This is a genomic window from Paraburkholderia sp. GAS32 (genome assembly GCF_050434225.1).
In the GTDB taxonomy this organism is placed as follows: domain Bacteria; phylum Pseudomonadota; class Gammaproteobacteria; order Burkholderiales; family Burkholderiaceae; genus Paraburkholderia; species Paraburkholderia madseniana.
Genome location: NZ_JBNPVS010000007.1, coordinates 149,748 through 169,281, shown reverse-complemented (window position 1 = coordinate 169,281; position 19,534 = coordinate 149,748). Strand labels below are relative to the sequence as shown.

Here is a 19,534-nt window from a genome sequence, read left to right as displayed (position 1 = left end):
CCGTGCCACTGTAGCGTGCGCACGTCGAAAAACCGCCGATGCACCTGCCGCGCACGGGGTCTTGCGTTCACTCCCACGCTCAAGGCTTCTGCAACAGCGCCTTCAAACTCGCAAGCCGGTCTTTCGGCGACATCGGCGCTTCTTCGGGTGTCGGCGGCGGGGCGTCGTCGAGCAGCATCTCGGGGATGAAGCGCGACGGCTCGCACACCACGGTTTCGCGCGCGCGCTTGCGCTTCTTGCACCAGTTCAGATGCAGGCTGCGCTGCGCCCGCGTGATCGCGACGTACATCAGACGACGCTCTTCCTCGATGCGCGCGTCGTCGATCGGCTCGTCGTCCGGACCGCCACGGTGCGGCATGATGCCTTCTTCGACGCCCACCAGAAACACGTGCGGGTACTCCAGCCCCTTCGACGCGTGCACCGTCGAGAGCCGCACGGCGTCCGGATCTTCCTCGCGGCCCTCGAGCATCGACATCAGCGCGACGGTCTGAATCAGGCCGAGCAGACTCTTACCGGTGTCGCCGAAGCCGTCGGCGGTGTCGTAGCCGGTTGCCTCGTTCTTCTCCGAACCTTCGGGTTCGGCCTTGGTGCCCTTGCGCTTCAACCATTCCATGAACTCGAGCACGTTCTGCCACTTGGACTGCGCCTGACGTTCGTCGAATGCGTCGTACAGATAGGCTTCGTAGTGAATTGCGTCCATCAGTTCGTCGAGCAAGGTCCCGGCGGCATCCTTCTCGGCGCGATCGGTGAGGCGCTGCATGAAGTCGCAGAACACGCGCATCGGTTCGATCTGACGCGGCGACAGGCGCGCCTCGATGCCGCCCATGTACACCGCTTCGAACAGCGACACCTTCGCCTGGCCGGCGAACGAGCCGAGCGCTTCGAGCGTCGTGTTGCCGACGCCGCGGCGTGGCGTGGTGATCGCGCGGATGAACGCCGGGTCGTCGTTCGCGTTGGCGATCAGGCGCAGATACGCGCAGATATCCTTGATCTCGGCTTTGTCGAAGAACGACTGCCCGCCCGACAGCACATACGGAATCCGTTCGCGCCGCAGCACCTGTTCGAAGATGCGCGCCTGGAAGTTGCCGCGGTACAGGATCGCGTAGTCGCGGAAATTCGCGCGCCGCTCGAACTTGTGCGCGGACAGGCGGAACACCACGGACTCGGCCTCGTGCTCTTCGTCGTTGCAAGGCGTGACAGTAATCGCGTCGCCCATGCCGTGTTCGGACCAGAGCTTCTTTTCGAACAGCTTGGGGTTGTTCGCGATCACGTTGTTCGCGGCGGTCAGAATGCGCACCGTCGAACGGTAGTTCTGCTCGAGCTTGATCAGATGCAGCTTCGGAAAATCCTTGCTGAGCTGCCCGAGATTTTCGAGCGTCGCGCCGCGCCAGCCGTAAATCGCCTGATCGTCGTCGCCGACCGCCGTGAACGCCGCGCGCTTGCCGGCCAGCAGTTTCACCAGTTCGTACTGGCACGCGTTGGTGTCCTGATACTCGTCGATCAGCAGATAGCGCAGCTTGTTCTGCCAGCGGTCGCGCACCTGCTCGTTCTTCTCGAAGAGTTCGGCGGGCAGGCGGATCAGGTCGTCGAAATCGACCGCCTGATACGCATGCAGCGTCGCCACGTAGTTGCGGTAGACGATCGCGGCCTGATGTTCGTCCTCGTTCGCGGCGATCGCGATCGCCTGCTCGGGCATGATCATGCCGTTCTTCCACAGTGAGATGATCGACTGGATCTTGCGGATGAAGCCCTTGTCCGTCGAGCCGACCTGCTCCTGGATCATGCCGAAGCAGTCGTCCGAATCCATGATCGAGAACTGCGGCTTCAAACCGACGTGTTCCGCTTCCTGCCGCAGAATCTGCACGCCGAGCGAGTGGAAGGTGCAGACCGTCAACTGGTTGACGGGTACTTTGCGGCCTTCCTTGCCGGGCGTGGTGAGCGTCTTGCCTTCAAGCAGCTTGCCCACGCGCTCGCGCATTTCCAACGCGGCCTTGTTCGTGAACGTGACGGCGGCAATGTGGCGCGGTTCGAAGCCTTTGGCCTCGATCAGATGGGCGATCTTCTGCGTGATCACACGCGTCTTGCCGCTGCCTGCGCCGGCGAGCACTAGACACGGACCGTCAAGATAACGGACCGCTTCATTTTGAGCGGGGTTCAGGCCTGCGGACATCGTCTGTGGATGGGTAATGCGGTTGAGGGCGCTTGGGTGCGAAATCGCGAGACCGAAGGCCCGGGGGCATGCTGCGCGGGGCGGGCGGCTGGCGCGCATGCCTCGGTGTGAGGGGCGTTCCGGCTCGCCGCGATCTGCGCGAGAGGAGCGATGTTAACACGGATGCCCGAAACGGATGCCGTGACAGGCGCGCTGTCGGATGGCCGGGAACGGGGCCCGCGATGGCAGCTCGCCCGACGACAAAAAAGGATGCCCGACCTGGCTGCCCCGAACGCGGCGGCAACTGCCGTCCGAGCGCCGCCAAACAAGCGCCACCGGCAAACGCCTGCGACGATGCCGACAGTCCGCCTTCGGGACATGCCACAATTACGCTGTTGCGCGCCGTCGCCGCGGTGGCAAAGCGGCGCGCCGTTTTTGCAGGAAGACACGCATGTCCGCATCGCTGAAGATTGGATTGATGGGTTACGGTTTTGCTGGCGCGACCTTTCATGCGCCGGTGATCGAGCACTGCGGGCGAGCGAGCATCGCAGCCATCGCGACGAGCCAGCCCGAGCACGCGCTGGCCGATTACCCGCACGCAAAGGTGGTGGCCGATCTCGACGCCCTGCTGGCGCTCGAAGAAATCGACTGCGTCGTCATCGCGACGCCCAATGACACGCACTTCGACCTGGCGCGCCGCGCGCTGGAAGCGGGCAAGCACGTCGTAGTCGACAAGCCCGTCACGCTCACCGCCGCCGACGCCCACACGCTCGCCAACATTGCACTGGCTCGCAGCAAGCGGTTCGTCCCCTTTCATAACCGCCGCTGGGACGGTGATTTTCTGACCGTGCGGGATCTGCTTGCCAGCAGAGAGTTGGGACGCATCACGCAATACGAATCGCATTTCGACCGTTTCCGGCCGGAGGTTCGGCAGCGTTGGCGCGAGGAGGCTTCGCGCGGCGGCGGCCTGCTATTCGATCTTGGACCGCACCTGATCGATCAGGCGCTGGCGCTGTTCGGCGCACCGCAGACCGTGTCCGCGACGGTTCGCACTCACCGCGATCAAGCCAGTGCACCGGACTACGTCCATATTCAGCTGGGATACGGCGAGTTCGAAGTGGTGTTGCATGCCAGCGCGTTGACTGCGTACGTCGCGCCGAGGTTTACGATCCACGGCACGCAGGGGAGCTACGTCAAATACGGGCTCGATACGCAGGAAGATCAGTTGAAAGCCGGCCTGCGGCCGGGCGATGACGGGTTCGGCGCCGGCAATGCGCCTGGTGTGTTGCGTGTGCTCGAAGACGGCCAGGAAGTCGAGCGGGAGGTGCCTACGCGCAATGGGGAATACGTCGGCTTTTATATTGCCTTGGCGGATGCCATTCAGAACGGCACGAAATTTCCCGTCAGCGCTCAGGACGCGGTCGACGTGATGACGATCATCGAGCTTGCAGCCCGGAGCTCAGAAGAAGGCGTCCGGTTGCCGTTTGAACGCATTCGCTGACTTTCCCAGCGCCACGGGGTGCTTTCTGGCCATTTGGCGGCAGCACGCGAACCATGCCGCCGCCAATAGCAAAAAGCCTGACAACCCCGAAAGGAACATAACGTTACAAATAACCCCGTCTTGGCGGTCAGCGTGGATCCCCGACAATCCGTTGCTACCCCAGTAGCACCACAAAACGACAACGACTTCCGGAGAGTCCATGCCTCGTATCGTCCGCGCACTAGCAGCATGCGCTTTGCTCAGCTCCCTCGCCGCCTGCGTGGTGGCTCCCCAGCAACCCGCGCCGGCGCCGCGCCCTAACCCGCAGCAAATCGCGGATCAGCGCTTCAACCAGGTCAACGGCCGGATCGACAACCTGAGCCGCCGCATCGACGCTCGCGTCAACCAAGGCTACTACCCGCCCCCGCAAGGCGGTGCGTTGCACCATCGCCTCGACGTGATCCGTCAGGAAGCTCACGACATGGCGGCGCAACACGGCGGCGGCCTGTCCGGCGACGAACAGCACGTGCTGAACCAGGAACTGGACAACGCGGCACACGCCATCGGCGAATAAATCGGCGAATAATCGCGCCGGTTCAGGCACTGAAGCAAAGAAGCGCGGGCATCACGTCCCGCGCCTTTTTTTGACTTTAGCGAACCCGCAGCGCCAACCCCCATGCCCCTCGCGGGCCTTTATTTGACAAGCCCCCGGCCCTCGCGTACATTCGCCGCACGCGTCGGGAGAGCGTGCTGACGCAGAAAATCGCAGGTCGCACCGCCGAAGGGGCACACCCGCAAACTCTCAGGCAAAAGGACCGACTGCGTCGAAGAACCCGCACCCAGGCAACATCAAGGCACCGGTTTTTCGCACTCTGGAGAGCGGCAGTAGCCGTCTGCATCGTTTATATCGAGCAGATTCTGGCAAGCTGCCCACCGAAGGGGCGCGCGTTTCACCGTAGCGATCATGGCTTCACCATCGCACGGTAGCGCAATCTCTCAGGTATCGAGGACAGAGGGGTCATGCAACGCAATCGCTCGCAGGCATCAGCCGCGAGGCGTAGCGCCGCATGGCCTTTTTTGTTTCGCGAGACGCCTGAGGCCCCATGACCGAACTCAAACACACCCCGCTCAACGCCACCCATCGTGCGCTCAACGCCCGCATGGTCGATTTCGGCGGCTGGGACATGCCCGTCAACTACGGCTCGCAGATCGACGAACACCGCGCCGTGCGCACCGACGCCGGCATGTTCGACGTCTCGCACATGTGCGTCGTCGATTTCACCGGCGAACGCGTGCGCGCCTTCTTCGAACACGCGCTGGCCAATAACGTCGCCAAGCTGCAAACGCCGGGCCGTGCGCTCTACTCCTGTCTGCTGAACCCGAATGGCGGCGTGATCGACGATCTGATCGTCTACTACTTCAGCGAGACGCACTTCCGCCTGGTCGTCAACGCGGGCACCGCGGAGAAAGACGTCGCCTGGTTCAGCAAGCTCAACGCCGAAGGGAGCTACGGCCTGACCATCACGCCGCGCCGCGATCTGGCGATCGTCGCCGTGCAGGGCCCGAACGCCCGCGATAAGGTCTGGCAAGTCGCGCCGTCCAGCCGCACCTCGACCGAACTCCTTAAGCCGTTTAACGCCGCGATCGTCGGCAACACGCCGTTTGGCGAGTTGATGATTGCCCGCACCGGCTACACCGGCGAAGACGGTTTCGAAATCGTCCTGCCCGCAACTTCCGTCTGCGAGTTCTGGGACGCGTTGGTGCGTCAAGGCGTGCGCCCCGCGGGTCTCGGCGCGCGCGACACGCTGCGTCTCGAAGCCGGCATGAACCTGTACGGCCAGGATATGGACGACAACGTCTCGCCGCTCGACGCCGGCCTCGCCTGGACTGTCGATCTGACCTCGCCGCGCGACTTCGTCGGCAAAGCCAAGCTCGAAGCCGACGGCTCGCAGGCCGCGTTCGTCGGTCTGATCCTGCTGAAGGAAAACGGCAAGGCGGCAGGCGTGCTGCGTGCTCATCAGAAAGTCGTCACGCCGCAAGGCGTTGGCGAAATCACCAGCGGCACTTTTTCACCCACGATGCAGGAATCGATCGCCTTCGCGCGCGTGCCGAAAGGCGTGCAGCCGGGCGACACCGTTCACGTCCAGATTCGTGACAAAAACGTACCCGCAAGCGTGGTAAAACTGCCGTTCGTACGCAACGGCAAAGTGCTCGCAGTTTAAGCAGCCGGCGCGTGCGTTTTCCTTCTTAAGTTCATACCGAATAACACCGCATAGGAGCATCCGATGAGCATCCCGGCCGATCTGAAATACACCGAATCGCACGAGTGGGTCCGCACCGAAGCGGACGGCACGCTGACGGTCGGCATCACCGACCACGCGCAGGAAGCGCTCGGCGACATCGTCTTCTTCGAAGTTCAGGAACTGGGCAAGACCGTCAACGCTGGCGACACCGTCGCCGTGATCGAGTCGGTGAAAGCCGCTTCCGATATCTACGCGCCAGTCTCGGGCGAAATCATCGAAGCGAACCCGGCCGTCGCCGACACGCCGGATGGCGTCAACAGCGCGCCGTACGAGAACTGGCTCTTCAAGATCAAGCCGGCCGCGGACGCATCGCAGGATCGCCTGATCGACGCGGACGCGTACGCCAAGGCCGTCGGCGCCTGATTCACCGCAAGTTGCACCATTACGTTTAAACCCGACAGGCGCGGCGCGTCCGATTCGACAGTCGAACGGACGCCCGCACCGCCAGGAACACCTCATGAAGCTCGAACACCCGGATCGTCTGATGAACCGCACTCCTCTCTCGCTCGCCGCGCTCGAAGTGCATGACGCCTTCGCTGAACGGCACATCGGCCCGGATTCGGCCGACCAGCAAGCGATGCTCGAAGCCCTCGGCTTCGCGTCGCGCGCCGCGCTGATCGACGCGGTCATTCCGAAGACGATCCGCCGCACCGAAACGCTGCCGCTCGGCCCCTTCGCCCAACCTAAGAGCGAAGCCGAAGCGCTCGCCGCGCTGCGTGAGCTGGCGGACAAGAACCAGGTGTTCCGCTCGTACATCGGGCAGGGTTATTACAACGCGCACACCCCGACGGTGATCCTGCGTAACGTGCTGGAAAATCCGGCGTGGTACACCGCGTACACGCCGTATCAGCCGGAAATCTCGCAGGGCCGTCTGGAAGCGCTGCTGAACTTCCAGCAGATGATCGTCGACCTGACGGGTCTCGCGATCTCGAACGCCTCGCTGCTCGATGAAGCCACCGCGGCCGCTGAAGCGATGACACTGCTGCAACGCGTCGGCAAGCCGAAGTCGAACGTGTTTTACGTCGCCGACGACGTGCTGCCGCAAACCATCGAAGTGGTGAAGACGCGCGCCACGCCGGTCGGCATCGAAGTGAAAGTCGGCCCGGCTGCGGAGGCGGCGAACGCGAATGCGTTCGGCGTGCTGCTGCAATACCCGGGCGTAAACGGCGACGTGCGCGACTACCGCGCACTCGCTGAAGCGATCCATGCCGCAGGCGGCCACGTGGTAGTCGCTGCCGATCTGCTCGCGCTGACCGTTTTGACGCCGCCGGGCGAATGGGGCGCGGACGTGGCCGTCGGCAACACGCAGCGTTTCGGCGTGCCGGTTGGTTTCGGCGGCCCGCACGCGGCTTACCTCGCCGTGCGCGACGAATTCAAGCGTCAGATGCCGGGCCGTCTGGTCGGCGTGACCGTCGATGCACAAGGCAATCCGGCACTGCGTCTCGCGCTGCAAACGCGCGAACAACATATCCGCCGCGAGAAGGCGACCTCGAACGTGTGTACCGCGCAAGCGCTGCTCGCGATCATGGCCAGCATGTACGCCGTCTATCACGGCCCGCACGGTCTGAAGACGATCGCGCTGCGCGTGAACCGTATCGCGGCGTTGCTCGCAGCCGGCGCGAAGAAGCTCGGTTACACGCTCGTCAACGACACGTTCTTTGACACGCTCACGTTCGAAACCGGCGCGCGCACCCAGGCGCTGCATGACGCGGCGACGGCGCGGCGCATCAATCTGCGTCGCGTGAGCGACACGCGCGTCGGCATCTCGATCGACGAAACCACCACGCGCAGCGATCTGGCCGATCTGCTCGCGGCCTTTGCGCAAGCGGCATTCGTCGACGAAGTCCCGCAAATCGACGCACTCGACGCAGAACTCCCCACAGAGAACACCGTGCCCGCCGCGCTCGAACGCACCAGCGCGTACCTCACGCACCACGTGTTCAACCGTCATCATTCTGAAACGGAAATGCTGCGCTACCTGCGCAGCCTCTCCGACAAGGATCTGGCGCTCGACCGCTCGATGATCCCGCTCGGCTCCTGCACGATGAAGCTGAACGCGACCTCGGAAATGCTGCCTGTCACGTGGCCCGAATTCGGTCAGATTCACCCGTTCGCACCGGCTGAGCAAACGGTCGGCTACCGCGAAATGATCGATCAGCTCGAACAGATGCTGGTCGCGGCCACCGGCTACGCAGCGGTGTCGCTGCAGCCGAACGCCGGCTCGCAAGGCGAGTACGCGGGTCTGTTGATCATTCACGCGTACCACGCATCGCGCGGCGAAGGCCACCGCAACGTCTGCCTGATTCCCGCTTCGGCGCACGGCACGAACCCGGCATCGGCGCAGATGGCCGGCATGCAGGTGGTCGTAGTGGCTTGCGACGCGCAAGGCAACGTCGATATCGAAGACCTGAAAAAGAAAGCCGAGCAGCACGCCGACAAGCTCGCGGCGATCATGATCACGTATCCGTCCACACACGGCGTGTTCGAATCGAACGTCCGCGAAATCTGCGAGATCGTGCATGCGCACGGCGGCCAGGTCTATGTGGACGGCGCGAACATGAACGCCATGGTCGGCCTCTGTGCGCCGGGTCAGTTCGGCGGCGACGTCTCGCACCTGAATCTGCACAAGACCTTCTGTATTCCGCACGGCGGCGGCGGACCGGGCGTCGGTCCGGTTGCGGTCGGCGCGCATCTCGAGCAATTCCTGCCGAATCAGATTTCGTCGGGCTACGAGCGCGCGCCGAACGGTATCGGCGCTGTGTCGGGCGCGCCGTACGGTTCCGCGTCGATCCTGCCGATTTCGTGGATGTACATCGCGATGATGGGCGCGAAGAACCTCACGGCCGCCACCGAAACCGCGATCCTCAACGCAAACTATGTCGCGAACAAACTCGCGCCGCATTACCCGGTGCTGTACTCGGGCCCGGGCGGACTGGTCGCGCACGAATGCATTCTCGATCTGCGTCCGATCAAGGAAACCAGCGGCATCTCCGTCGACGACGTCGCCAAGCGCCTCGCCGACTACGGCTTCCACGCACCGACCATGAGCTTCCCGGTGCCGGGCACGTTGATGGTCGAACCGACCGAATCGGAATCGAAGGAAGAACTCGACCGCTTCATCGAAGCGATGATCGCGATCCGCGAGGAAATCCGCGCTGTGGAAGACGGCCGCTCGGACCGCGAAGACAATCCGCTCAAGCACGCGCCGCACACGGCGGCGGTAGTCATCGCGAACGACTGGAAACATGCGTATGCGCGCGAAACCGCCGCGTATCCGCTGCCCACGCTGATCGCCAAGAAGTACTGGCCGCCGGTCGGCCGTGCGGACAACGTGTACGGCGACCGCAACCTGTTCTGCTCCTGCGTGCCGATCGCCGACTACGAGTAAGCCGGCCCGCAAACCGCGCAGCGCCTGAAGGTTGTAAGCAGGCGTTGCGCGGTTCTGTCGCTTGTGTCCGCAAACGGCTAACATCACACACCGAATCAGCCTAACGAGGAGTTTCGCATGGCGCGACAGGTGCGATTGATGCAAAGCCGGACCGAAATCAGGCGAACCCAAACATGGCAACAGGCTTGCACGCTATTGCTGGCTGGCGCGGCGGTGCTGCTGCCGCTGCGCCAGGCGCAGGCCGCAATGAATTTTTGCGCGGCGCCCGCGTTGCAAACCAGCGAGCGCACGAATGCCGACCCAGGCGTCAAGGCACTGGTGAGCAATGTACTGGCACATCTGAACGACCCGCCGCATGCGCTGGCGAAACTGCATACCGAAGGCACGTTGCCGCACGAGGGCATCTACGATCAAAGCGTCGAGGCGGAAAAAGATCTGGACCTGCTGCGCGACGCCGCGCTCGCCTGGCGCGCAACCAGTGACGACCGTTATCTGAAACTGGTCGACCGCCTGCTGTATGCGTGGGTCACGACTTATCAACCCAGTTTCAATCCGATCGACGAAACCCATTTTGAGGGCCTGATCCTCGCCTACGACATGACCGCGAGCGCGTTGCCGGTGAAGACGCGCAATGCTTCGATGGCGTTCCTGACGAAGCTCGCGAGCGGCTATATCGCGCAGATCGACGCGCAGCCGCGGCCGCTCACGGGCACGTTCAAGAACAACTGGCAAAGCCACCGGATCAAGCTGATCTCGATGGCCGCGTTCACGCTGGATAACCGCAAGATGATCAACGCGGCGCAGCGCCTGTTCGACGAGCATATCGGCGACAACATTGCGCCGGACGGCTCGACGTTCGACTTCGGCGAGCGCGACGCGCTGCATTACGTCACCTACGACCTGCAGCCGCTCGTGACCGCCGCACTCGCTGCGCGCCGCCACAACCGCAACTGGTTGCCGGAAAAGGGGGCGAACGGCGCGTCGCTGCAAGGCGCGCTGAACTGGCTCACGCCGTACGCGGACGGCAGCAAGACGCATGAAGAATTCGTGCATTCGAACGTTCCGTTCGATGCCAAACGTCGCGAGGCCGGTTTGCCGGGCTATTCGGGTCAATGGGATCCAAAAAACGCGACGGAACTGTTTCACCTGGCGGCGCGTCTCGACGGACGCTATACGCCGATCGCGCTGCAGCTCGCACCGACGCCGCCCGCATGGCTCGCCGTGTGCTTACCGCTGCCGGCGCGCTAAACTAACTTTTATCAGCAGGGAGCAGTAAATGGCAGTCAGCGTGTTCGACCTCTTCAAAATCGGCATTGGTCCGTCCAGTTCGCATACGGTCGGGCCGATGCGTGCGGCGCTGATGTTCGCGCAAGGGCTCGAACGCGACGGGCTGCTTGGCGCGACGGCATCGGTGAAAGTGGATCTGTATGGGTCACTCGGCGCGACCGGCAAGGGTCACGGCACCGATCGCGGCGTGATGCTCGGCCTGATGGGCGATGCACCCGACACGGTGGATCCGGATACGATCGCACAGCGGCTCGAAGCGGTGAAGGCGTCGCGCAAGCTCGCCTTGCTCGGCACGCACGACGTGCCGTTCGTGCAGAAAGATCACATTTCGTTTTATCGCCAGGCGCTGTCCGAGCATCCGAACGGGCTGAAGCTGCGCGCGTTCGATGCGCAAGGCGAGACGCTGCGTGAGTCGACGTATCTGTCGGTCGGTGGCGGTTTTGTGGTGACGGCGGGCGCGCCGAACACGAAGGTGCTGAGCGCGGTCGAACAATTGCCGCATTCGTTCCGCAGCGGCAACGAATTGCTCGCGCTGTGCAAATCGACCGGCAAGAGCATCGCGCAATTGATGTGGGAAAACGAACGCGTCTGGCACACGGAAGAAGAAACGCGTGCGGGTCTGCTGAAGATCTGGAATGTGATGCAGTCGTGCGTGTCGCGCGGCTGCGGTATCAACAATCCGGATGCGGACGGTAACTTGCCCGGTCCGTTCCATGTAAAGCGCCGCGCGCCGCAGTTGTATCGTGCGCTGTCGAGCAATCCTGAGCTGGCGCTGCGCGATCCGCTGTCGATGGTCGACTGGATCAATCTCTATGCCATCGCCGTGAACGAAGAAAACGCTGCGGGCGGGCGCGTGGTCACGGCACCGACCAACGGCGCGGCCGGCATCATTCCCGCGGTGCTGCATTACTACACGCGCTTCATGCCGGGCTCGAACGAGCAGGGTGTGATCGACTTCCTGATGACGGCGGCGGCAATCGGCATTCTGTACAAGCTGAACGCGTCGATTTCAGGCGCGGAAGTGGGATGCCAGGGTGAAGTCGGCGTGGCCTGCTCGATGGCCGCGGGTGCGCTCGCGGCGGTGATGGGCGGCACGCCTGAGCAAGTCGAGAATGCAGCCGAGATCGGCATGGAGCATAACCTCGGGCTGACGTGCGATCCGGTCGGCGGGATGGTGCAGATTCCGTGTATCGAACGCAATGCGATGGGCTCGGTGAAAGCCGTGAATGCGGCGCGAATGGCGCTGCGCGGTGACGGTACTCACTACGTGTCGCTGGACTCTGTGATCAAGACGATGATGCAGACCGGCGCGGATATGAAGACGAAGTACAAGGAAACGTCGCGCGGTGGGTTGGCGGTGAATATTGTGGAGTGTTGAGAACACCACGACTCGACCGCACCGATCGCACCCATCGCAACGCCTGGAGGCTTCATCGCAATGCCGCTCGCTTCTGAATCTTCTTCCACCGCTCAAACCACAGGCGCGCGTCTCGTCGTCGACGCCTTGCTGACGCACGGCGTCGAACGTGTTTTTTGTGTTCCCGGCGAGAGCTTTCTCGCCGTGCTCGATTCGCTGCACGACGAAACAGACCGCATCCAGACTATCGTCTGCCGGCACGAGGCGGCGGCCGCGAACATGGCGGAGGCCGTCGGCAAATTGACCGGACGCCCGGGCGTCGCCATCGTCACGCGCGGACCGGGCGCGACGCATGCATCGATCGGCGTGCACACCGCGTTTCAGGACTCGACGCCGATGATCCTGCTGATCGGCCAATGCGCGCGCGAGCATCTCGATCGCGAGGCCTTCCAGGAAATCGACTACCGGCGCATGTTCGGCCAGATGGCGAAATGGGTCGCGCAAATCGACGATCCGAAGCGTATTCCCGAGTATCTGAGCCACGCGTTTCACACGGCGACGTCAGGGCGTCCGGGGCCGGTCGTGTTGTCGTTGCCGGAAGATGTGTTGAGCGATGCGTGCGAAGCCGTAGCAGGTGCGCCGAGATATAAGCGTGTGGCGGCGTCGCCGTCCGCAGTGCAGATGGAAGAGTTGCGCCGATTGCTGGAAGGCGCGCAACGGCCGATGGTGATTGCCGGTGGCAGCGGTTGGACACCTGCGGCATGTGCCGACCTGCAACGCTTCGTCGAGAATTGGCAATTGCCGATCGGCCTCGCGTTCCGCTTTCAGGACACGCTCGACAACGAGCATCCGAACTATGCGGGTGATGTCGGCCTCGGTATCAACCCGGCGCTTGCTCAACGTATCCGCGATGCGGACCTGCTACTCACGCTAGGCCCACGGCTAGGCGAAGCAACGACGAACGGCTACACGCTGCTCGACATTCCGAAGACCAAGCAGACGCTTGTGCACGTGCATCAAGGTGCGGAAGAACTGGGGCGCGTGTATGCGGCAGATCTGCCGATTGTCTCGGGCATGCCAGAACTTGCAGTATTGCTTGCAGCGTTGAGGCCGTCTTCCGACAAGCTCGCATGGACCGGCGCCGCGGTCGAAGCGCATCGCGCATATCTCGACTGGCGCAAACCACGGCAGATTCCTGGCGACGTGCAAATGGGCGAAGTGATCCAGCAGTTGCGCGCGCATCTACCGGAGGACGCGATACTCACAAACGGCGCGGGCAACTACGCAACCTGGCTGCATCGGCATTTTTCATATCGGCATTTCCGCTCGCAACTCGCGCCGACCAGTGGCGCGATGGGCTACGGCGTACCCGCGGCGATTGCGGCGAAGTCGATGTATCCGCAACGCGCAGTAGTCGCGCTAGCCGGCGACGGCTGCTTCATGATGTCCGCGCAAGAACTCGCGACGGCAATGCAATACGACCTGCATGTGATTTTCATCGTCGTGAACAACAGCCACTTCGGGACGATCCGGATGCATCAGGAGCGGCACTATCCGAATCGCGTGCATGGCACCGGTCTCACGAATCCGGATTTTGCGGCATTCGCAAAGTCGTTCGGCGCACATGGAGAGACGGTAGAGCGGACTGAAGATTTCCTGCCGGCGTTGCAGCGTTCTCTTGAGGCGAAGCGCGCGGCAGTGATCGAGATTCGCATGCCGCAGGAGGCGAGCACGCCGGGCGCAACGTTGGAGCAGATTCGCGAACAGGGAAGGAAACTGCGAGGCGAGACGGCTTAGCGTAAAAGGCTTGTGAACAACGTCCCTCTGCACCGACAAGTCTTAAGTCGAATTTTTGACGCATAGCAGACTTCCCATGCGACCACCTTGTGCACCGATTGACGAATCGGCTAGGGGTTGCTGTTCGTCTGAACGATTCAGGGAGTCGATATGCTTAAGGCTGCGGTATTTGCAGGTGCGCTGGGACTGTCGAGCGCGGTGTTCGCAATGGACGTGTCCTGTCCAGTTCATCCCACGGCAGAATGGCTAAAGGAGAGTGACGCCCGTGCGCAGATCGAAGCGCAAGGCTACAAGATCGCGAAGTTCGAGATCGACGACAACTGCTATGAGGTCGAAGCCTACAACAAGGACGGCAGAAAGGTGGAATTGAACTACGACACCAAGACGCTTGCAGTCATCAGGCAGAAGATGGACTGACGCCATTGGCTCACGCAAGCAGCACAAACTCAAAGCGCCATAAAAAACCCCGCCGAAGCGGGGTTCCTGACGTCAAAGCGAGCAGCGAAAAACCGCTTACTTCCCGCCCACGCTTTGCAGCGTCGTCCACTTGCCGTCGACAACCTTGTACAGCGTGATGCCGCCGTTCTTCAGGTCGCCCTTGCCGTCGTACGCGAGGTTCGCTGCCGTCACTGCCGGCATCGAGGTCTTCGCGAGCAGCGGCAGATACTTGGCCGGATCGGTCGAGTTAGCCTTCTTCATGGCGTCGAACATGGCCATTGCGCCGTCGTAAGCGTACGGCGAGTACGTTTGCACGTCTTCGTTGAAACGCTTCTTATACTTCGCGACATAGTCCTTGCCGCCCGGCATTTCTTCCAGCGGCAGGCCGGCGAGCGATGCCACCGTACCGTTCGCTGCGTCACCCGCGATCTGGAGGAAGGTCGGCGTGTGGACCATTTCGCCGCCCATCAGCGGTGCCTTGATGCCCAGTGCCTTCATCTGCTTGACCATCGGTGCCGCTTGCGAATCCGCGCCGCCGTAATAGATCAGGTCAGGGTTGACCGACTTCAGCTTGGTCAGGATCGACTTGAAGTCGACAGCCTTGTCGTTCGTGTATTCACGATCGACGATCGAGCCGCCCGCTGCCTTCGCTGCCTTTTCGAACTGATCAGCCAGACCTTGGCCGTAGGCCGTGCGGTCGTCGACGATCGCGATCTTCTTCACGCCCAGGGTCTTCACAGCGAACGTGCCGGCGACCGAACCTTGCTGCGTGTCGGACGTCATCATGCGGAACGTGGTCTTGAAACCTTGTTGCGTGTACTCAGGCGCCGTCGCCATTGCGATTTCGGGGATGCCCGCGTTCGCGTAAATGCGCGAAGCCGGAATCGTGGTGCCCGAGTTGAAGTGGCCGAGCATGCCCTTGATACCGTCATCCACCAGCTTTTGTGCAACGGTCGTGCCGGTGCGCGGGTCAGCCTGGTCGTCGGCCGAATCGAGCACGAAGCGAATCTGCTTGCCGCCGATCACCGGCTTGGTTGCGTTCATGTCTTCCACAGCCAGCGTGATGCCGTTCTGGAAGTCCTTACCGTAGTGCGCCTGTGCGCCCGTCATCGGACCGGCAAAGCCGATCTTCACGTCTTCGGTCGATTGAGCGTTGGCCGTCCCCGCCAGCGACATTGCTGCAACCAGCGCTGCGCCTGCCAGCTGTTTCATTTTGTGTTGCATAGCTTCTCCTTGGTACCAGGTGTGGATGGAGCGGTTTTTCGGGGTCGCCGTACCGCTTCCGTTTTTTTGAAGTAATCGATGAGGTTCGCTCAACCGATCGTCATCAAATTTGCATTACCGCCTGCTGCTGCCGTATTCACGCTGACCGAGCGTTCGGTCAACAGACGCTCGAGCGCGTAGTCCTCATCGCCGCTTTCCAGCGCGCGAGCCGCGACGCCCTGCACCGAGACGATCGGCCCCGCACGTTTCGCAACTTCCTTCACCAGCGCCAGCAGTTCGTCGCTATCGCCTTCGAACAGGACGGCGTCGAACGGCGTATCGGCGCTCTTCTTCACGCTTGCGTGGGACTTCAACGCGGCAGGAAGCTGCGCCACCAATTGTTCACCAGCCGCGCCCTCGAACAAGGCGTGATTTCCCGTAGCCAGCGCCGCAGCGAACTGCACGCGTGCGCCGCTCGCCGTCGAGGCAATGCACAGCACCGTGCCGCGTGCGCCCAGCGTGTACGTGTTGCGCTCGCCGGTCGGTCCAGACAATACCGCAGTTGCGCCCGCCGGCACATGCGACAGATAACCGTCGCAGCGTGCGGCCAGCACCGGCTGCTGTTCGCTGATCAGCCAGTCGCGCAGCGCCGTCAAGGCAGCGGACGGATTATCCCCGTTCACGCCCGCTTGCGGCACATCAACGATCAGTGCATCGGCCAGCGACTTCGGCAACCCTGCCGGACGCGTCGCCAGCAGACGCTGCAGATACAGCGCGCCACCTGCTTTCGGACCCGTGCCCGACAAACCCTCACCGCCGAACGGCTGAACACCCACCACCGCGCCGATCACATTGCGGTTCACGTAGATGTTGCCGACATGCGCGCGGCTGATCACGTGAGCGATCGTTTCGTCGATCCGCGTGTGAATGCCAAGCGTCAGGCCATAGCCAGTCGTACGGATCTGTTCGAGCAGCTTGTCGAGCTGACTGCGGCGGTAACGCACCACATGCAGCACCGGGCCGAACACTTCACGCTTCAATTCGTCGATGCTGTCGAGTTCGATCAGCGTCGGCGGAACAAACGTGCCTTGTCCCCCGCCTTCCGGCATCGGCAGTTGCTCGATCTTGCGACCTTTCTCGCGCATTGCCGCGACGTGCGCGTCGATACCGCGCTTCGCATCGAGGTCGATCACCGGGCCGACGTCGATCGACAGGCGGTCCGGATTGCCCACCGACAGTTCGCGCATCGCGCCCGTCAGCATTTCGAGCGTGCGATCCGCAACGTCCTCTTGTAGACAAAGAACGCGCAACGCGGAACACCGTTGACCGGCGGAGTCGAACGAGGACTGCAGCACGTCCGCGACCACCTGCTCAGCGAGCGCCGACGAATCGACAATCATCGCGTTCTGGCCGCCGGTTTCGGCGATCAGCGGGATCGGCTTGCCTTCCGGATCGAGACGATTCGAGAGCGTCTTGTTGATCAGACGCGCGACTTCGGTCGAACCGGTGAACATCACCGCACGGGTGCGCGGATCGGCCACCAGCGCTGCGCCGACCGTTTCACCATTGCCCGGCAGCAGTTGCACCGCGCCCGCCGGCACGCCGGCTTCGCGCAGGATACGCACGGCTTGCGCGGCGATCAGCGGCGTTTGTTCGGCCGGCTTTGCGAGCACGGTGTTACCAGCCGCCAACGCTGCAGCCACCTGGCCCATGAAAATCGCCAGCGGGAAGTTCCACGGGCTGATACAGACCACCGGACCAAGCGGGCGGTGCGTGTCGTTGGAGAACTCGTTGCGGATCTGCGTCGAGTAGTAGCGCAGGAAATCGATTGCTTCGCGGATTTCCGCGACCGCGTTCGCCAGCGACTTACCGGCTTCACGCACCACAAGACCCATCAGCGTGTGCATCTGGGCTTCGAGCAGATCGGCCGCACGCGCGAGGCAATCGGCGCGGGCATCGACCGGCGTCGCTTGCCAGATCGGCGCGGCGGCGACTGCGTGGGCCATTGCGGCGCTCACATGTTCCGAGGTCGCTTCCACCACAGTACCGACGAGGTCGCGATGATCGGCCGGGTTGCGCACATCACGTGCGACGCCCACGGCGATCTCGTTGTCTTCGAGCATCGGCGCGGCGCGCCACGGATGATGCGCGCTCGCCAGCAACGCCGACGACAGCGAGGCCAGACGATGTTCGTTCGACAGATCGAGGCCCATCGAATTGAGACGCTCGGCGCCGAACAGATTGCGCGGCAGCGGAATCTTCGCGTGCGGTGCGCCGAGCGGGACGATCTTCGAGGCTTCGTCGACCGGGTCAGCGATCAGGTCCTTGATCGCGACGTTTTCGTCGGCGATGCGGTTCACGAACGACGTGTTCGCGCCGTTTTCCAGCAGGCGGCGCACGAGGTACGCGAGCAGCGTTTCATGCGTGCCAACCGGCGCATACACGCGGCACGGACGGTTCAGCTTGTCGCGGCCGGTGACTTCCTCATACAGCGGTTCACCCATGCCGTGAAGGCACTGGAACTCGTACTGGCCGGGGTAGTAGTTATTGCCCGCGAGGTGATAGATCGCCGACAGCGTGTGCGCGTTGTGCGTGGCGAACTGCGGATAGACGGCATCCGGCGCGCTGAGCAGCTTCTTCGCGCAGGCAAGGTAGGAGACGTCCGTGTAGATCTTGCGCGTGTAGACCGGATAGCCTTCGAGGCCGTCCACTTGTGCGCGCTTGATTTCGGTATCCCAGTACGCGCCCTTCACGAGACGGACCATGATGCGGTGGCGGCTGCGGCGCGCCAGATCGATCAGGTATTCGATTACGAATGGGCAGCGCTTCTGATACGCCTGCACCACGAAACCGATGCCGTTCCAGCCAGCCAGTTCCGGATCGAAGCACAGCGCTTCAAGCAGATCGAGCGAGATTTCGAGGCGGTCGGCTTCCTCAGCGTCGATGTTCAGGCCGATGTCGTAGCGGCGCGCGAGGATCGCCAGCGAGCGCACGCGCGGTAGCAGTTCGCTCATCGTGCGTTCCTGCTGCGAACGCGAGTAGCGTGCGTGGAGCGCCGACAGCTTGATCGAGATGCCCGGGCCTTCGTAAATGCCGCGGCCGCCGGCCGCTTTGCCGATCGCGTGGATCGCCTGTTCGTACGAGGCGTAGTAGCGTTGCGCGTCGGCTTCGGTGGTCGCCGCTTCGCCGAGCATGTCGTACGAGTAGCGGAAGCCGCGTGCTTCGTACTTGCGGCTATTCGCCAGCGCTTCGGAGATGTTCTCGCCCGTGACAAACTGTTCGCCCATCAGGCGCATCGCCATGTCGACGCCCTTGCGGATCAGCGGCTCGCCGCCCTTGCCGATCAGACGCGTGAGCGCCGACGAGAGGCTCGCCTCACTGTTGGTCCCCACCAGTTTGCCGGTGATCATCAAGCCCCACGTTGCGGCGTTGACGAACAGCGACGGCGCCTGGCCGACGTGCGACTTCCAGTCGCCCTTGCTGATCTTGTCGCGGATCAGCGCGTCACGCGTGGCGCGATCGGGAATCCGCAGCAGCGCTTCGGCGAGGCACATCAGCGCGACGCCTTCCTGGCTCGACAACGAGAACTCGTGGATCAGCCCTTCGACGCCGCCGCCACGGCTCTTGGTGCGCAGCGTTTCGACCAGCTTGCCGGCCATCGTCTGTACGTCGCCCGCGAGGTTGGCCGGCAAACGCGCCTGGCCGAGCAGGAACGGCACGCATTCCGGCTCGGGACGGCGGTACGCAGCGGTGATCGCCGCGCGCAGCACCGATTGCGGTTGCACGTTCTGCGCGAATTCGAGGAACGGATGCGACGCACCGTCTTCCTCGTGCTCCACCGCGGCGCCGTCAGCCAGATCGGCCGAGCCGGTGTGGCCCGACAATTCCGGCGGCAATTGGCCGTGCTCGATCTTTTCGAGGTACGCGAAGATCGCCTGCTTGATCAGCCAGTGCGGAGTGCGTTCGAGCCGGGTGGCGGCGTCTTTCAGCCGGGAACGCAGGAGGTCGTCGACCTTGACGCCAAGGGTGGTGCTAGCCATGTTTCCTTCTTCGGATACCAAACGAATTCGCTGGGAAAGACTAAAAGTTGGGCGAATCGTACGCCTCCAAATAAAAAGGTGCAACCATGCGC

General features: G+C 62.9%; 12 protein-coding genes and 2 riboswitches. Of the genes, 9 read left to right on the top strand and 3 right to left on the bottom strand.

The genetic code is table 11. The features are described 5' to 3' along the window. Positions 1-79: 79 nt before the first annotated feature. Entirely contained in the window at positions 80-2,170 is a 2,091-nt protein-coding gene (locus tag P3T25_RS11380) for a UvrD-helicase domain-containing protein (protein ID WP_154566469.1), read from the bottom strand. Positions 2,171-2,600: 430 nt separating this feature from the next. Here P3T25_RS11380 and P3T25_RS11375 point away from each other — a divergent pair, with 430 nt between their 5' ends. From P3T25_RS11375 to P3T25_RS11335, 9 genes are all read left to right on the top strand, one after another. Further along, the gene (locus P3T25_RS11375) at positions 2,601-3,650 is read left to right on the top strand and encodes an oxidoreductase (RefSeq protein WP_408517847.1); all 1,050 of its coding nucleotides are present in this window, start codon (positions 2,601-2,603) and stop codon (positions 3,648-3,650) included. A gap of 199 nt (positions 3,651-3,849) precedes the next feature. Next, positions 3,850-4,203 (top strand): hypothetical protein, encoded by a 354-nt coding sequence (locus P3T25_RS11370; RefSeq protein ID WP_154566470.1) that lies wholly within the window; start codon positions 3,850-3,852, stop codon positions 4,201-4,203. Positions 4,204-4,357: 154 nt separating this feature from the next. Beyond that, positions 4,358-4,457: riboswitch (glycine riboswitch) on the top strand. 34 nt (positions 4,458-4,491) lie between these two features. Then, a riboswitch (glycine riboswitch) is annotated at positions 4,492-4,652 on the top strand. 80 nt (positions 4,653-4,732) lie between these two features. After that, complete coding sequence (gene gcvT / locus P3T25_RS11365) at positions 4,733-5,851, top strand: glycine cleavage system aminomethyltransferase GcvT (RefSeq protein ID WP_429358116.1); 1,119 nt, start codon at positions 4,733-4,735, stop codon at positions 5,849-5,851. Between the two features lie 63 nt (positions 5,852-5,914). Then, the gene (gene gcvH / locus P3T25_RS11360; protein WP_154566472.1) at positions 5,915-6,295 is read left to right on the top strand and encodes a glycine cleavage system protein GcvH; all 381 of its coding nucleotides are present in this window, start codon (positions 5,915-5,917) and stop codon (positions 6,293-6,295) included. Positions 6,296-6,389: 94 nt separating this feature from the next. Beyond that, positions 6,390-9,320 carry an aminomethyl-transferring glycine dehydrogenase gene (gene gcvP, locus P3T25_RS11355; protein WP_429358115.1) on the top strand — a complete coding sequence of 977 codons (2,931 nt, stop codon included), beginning with the start codon at positions 6,390-6,392 and terminating at the stop codon, positions 9,318-9,320. A gap of 117 nt (positions 9,321-9,437) precedes the next feature. Beyond that, on the top strand, positions 9,438-10,568 hold the full coding sequence (locus P3T25_RS11350; protein WP_154566474.1) for an alginate lyase family protein: 1,131 nt from the start codon (positions 9,438-9,440) through the stop codon (positions 10,566-10,568). A 28-nt stretch (positions 10,569-10,596) separates the two neighbouring features. Continuing rightward, a complete protein-coding gene (locus P3T25_RS11345) occupies positions 10,597-11,985 on the top strand; it encodes an L-serine ammonia-lyase (RefSeq protein WP_154566475.1) in 1,389 nt (462 codons plus the stop codon). Positions 11,986-12,045: 60 nt separating this feature from the next. After that, positions 12,046-13,761 carry a thiamine pyrophosphate-binding protein gene (locus P3T25_RS11340; protein WP_429358114.1) on the top strand — a complete coding sequence of 572 codons (1,716 nt, stop codon included), beginning with the start codon at positions 12,046-12,048 and terminating at the stop codon, positions 13,759-13,761. Between the two features lie 150 nt (positions 13,762-13,911). Continuing rightward, positions 13,912-14,178: a PepSY domain-containing protein gene (locus P3T25_RS11335; protein ID WP_429358113.1), complete on the top strand. Its 267-nt coding sequence runs from the start codon at positions 13,912-13,914 to the stop codon at positions 14,176-14,178. Positions 14,179-14,274: 96 nt separating this feature from the next. Here P3T25_RS11335 and P3T25_RS11330 read toward each other — a convergent pair whose 3' ends face one another. Beyond that, positions 14,275-15,423 (bottom strand): branched-chain amino acid ABC transporter substrate-binding protein, encoded by a 1,149-nt coding sequence (locus P3T25_RS11330; protein ID WP_266258904.1) that lies wholly within the window; start codon positions 15,421-15,423, stop codon positions 14,275-14,277. 89 nt (positions 15,424-15,512) lie between these two features. After that, positions 15,513-19,442: a trifunctional transcriptional regulator/proline dehydrogenase/L-glutamate gamma-semialdehyde dehydrogenase gene (putA, locus tag P3T25_RS11325; protein WP_429358112.1), complete on the bottom strand. Its 3,930-nt coding sequence runs from the start codon at positions 19,440-19,442 to the stop codon at positions 15,513-15,515. Between the last annotated feature and the right edge of the window lie 92 nt (positions 19,443-19,534).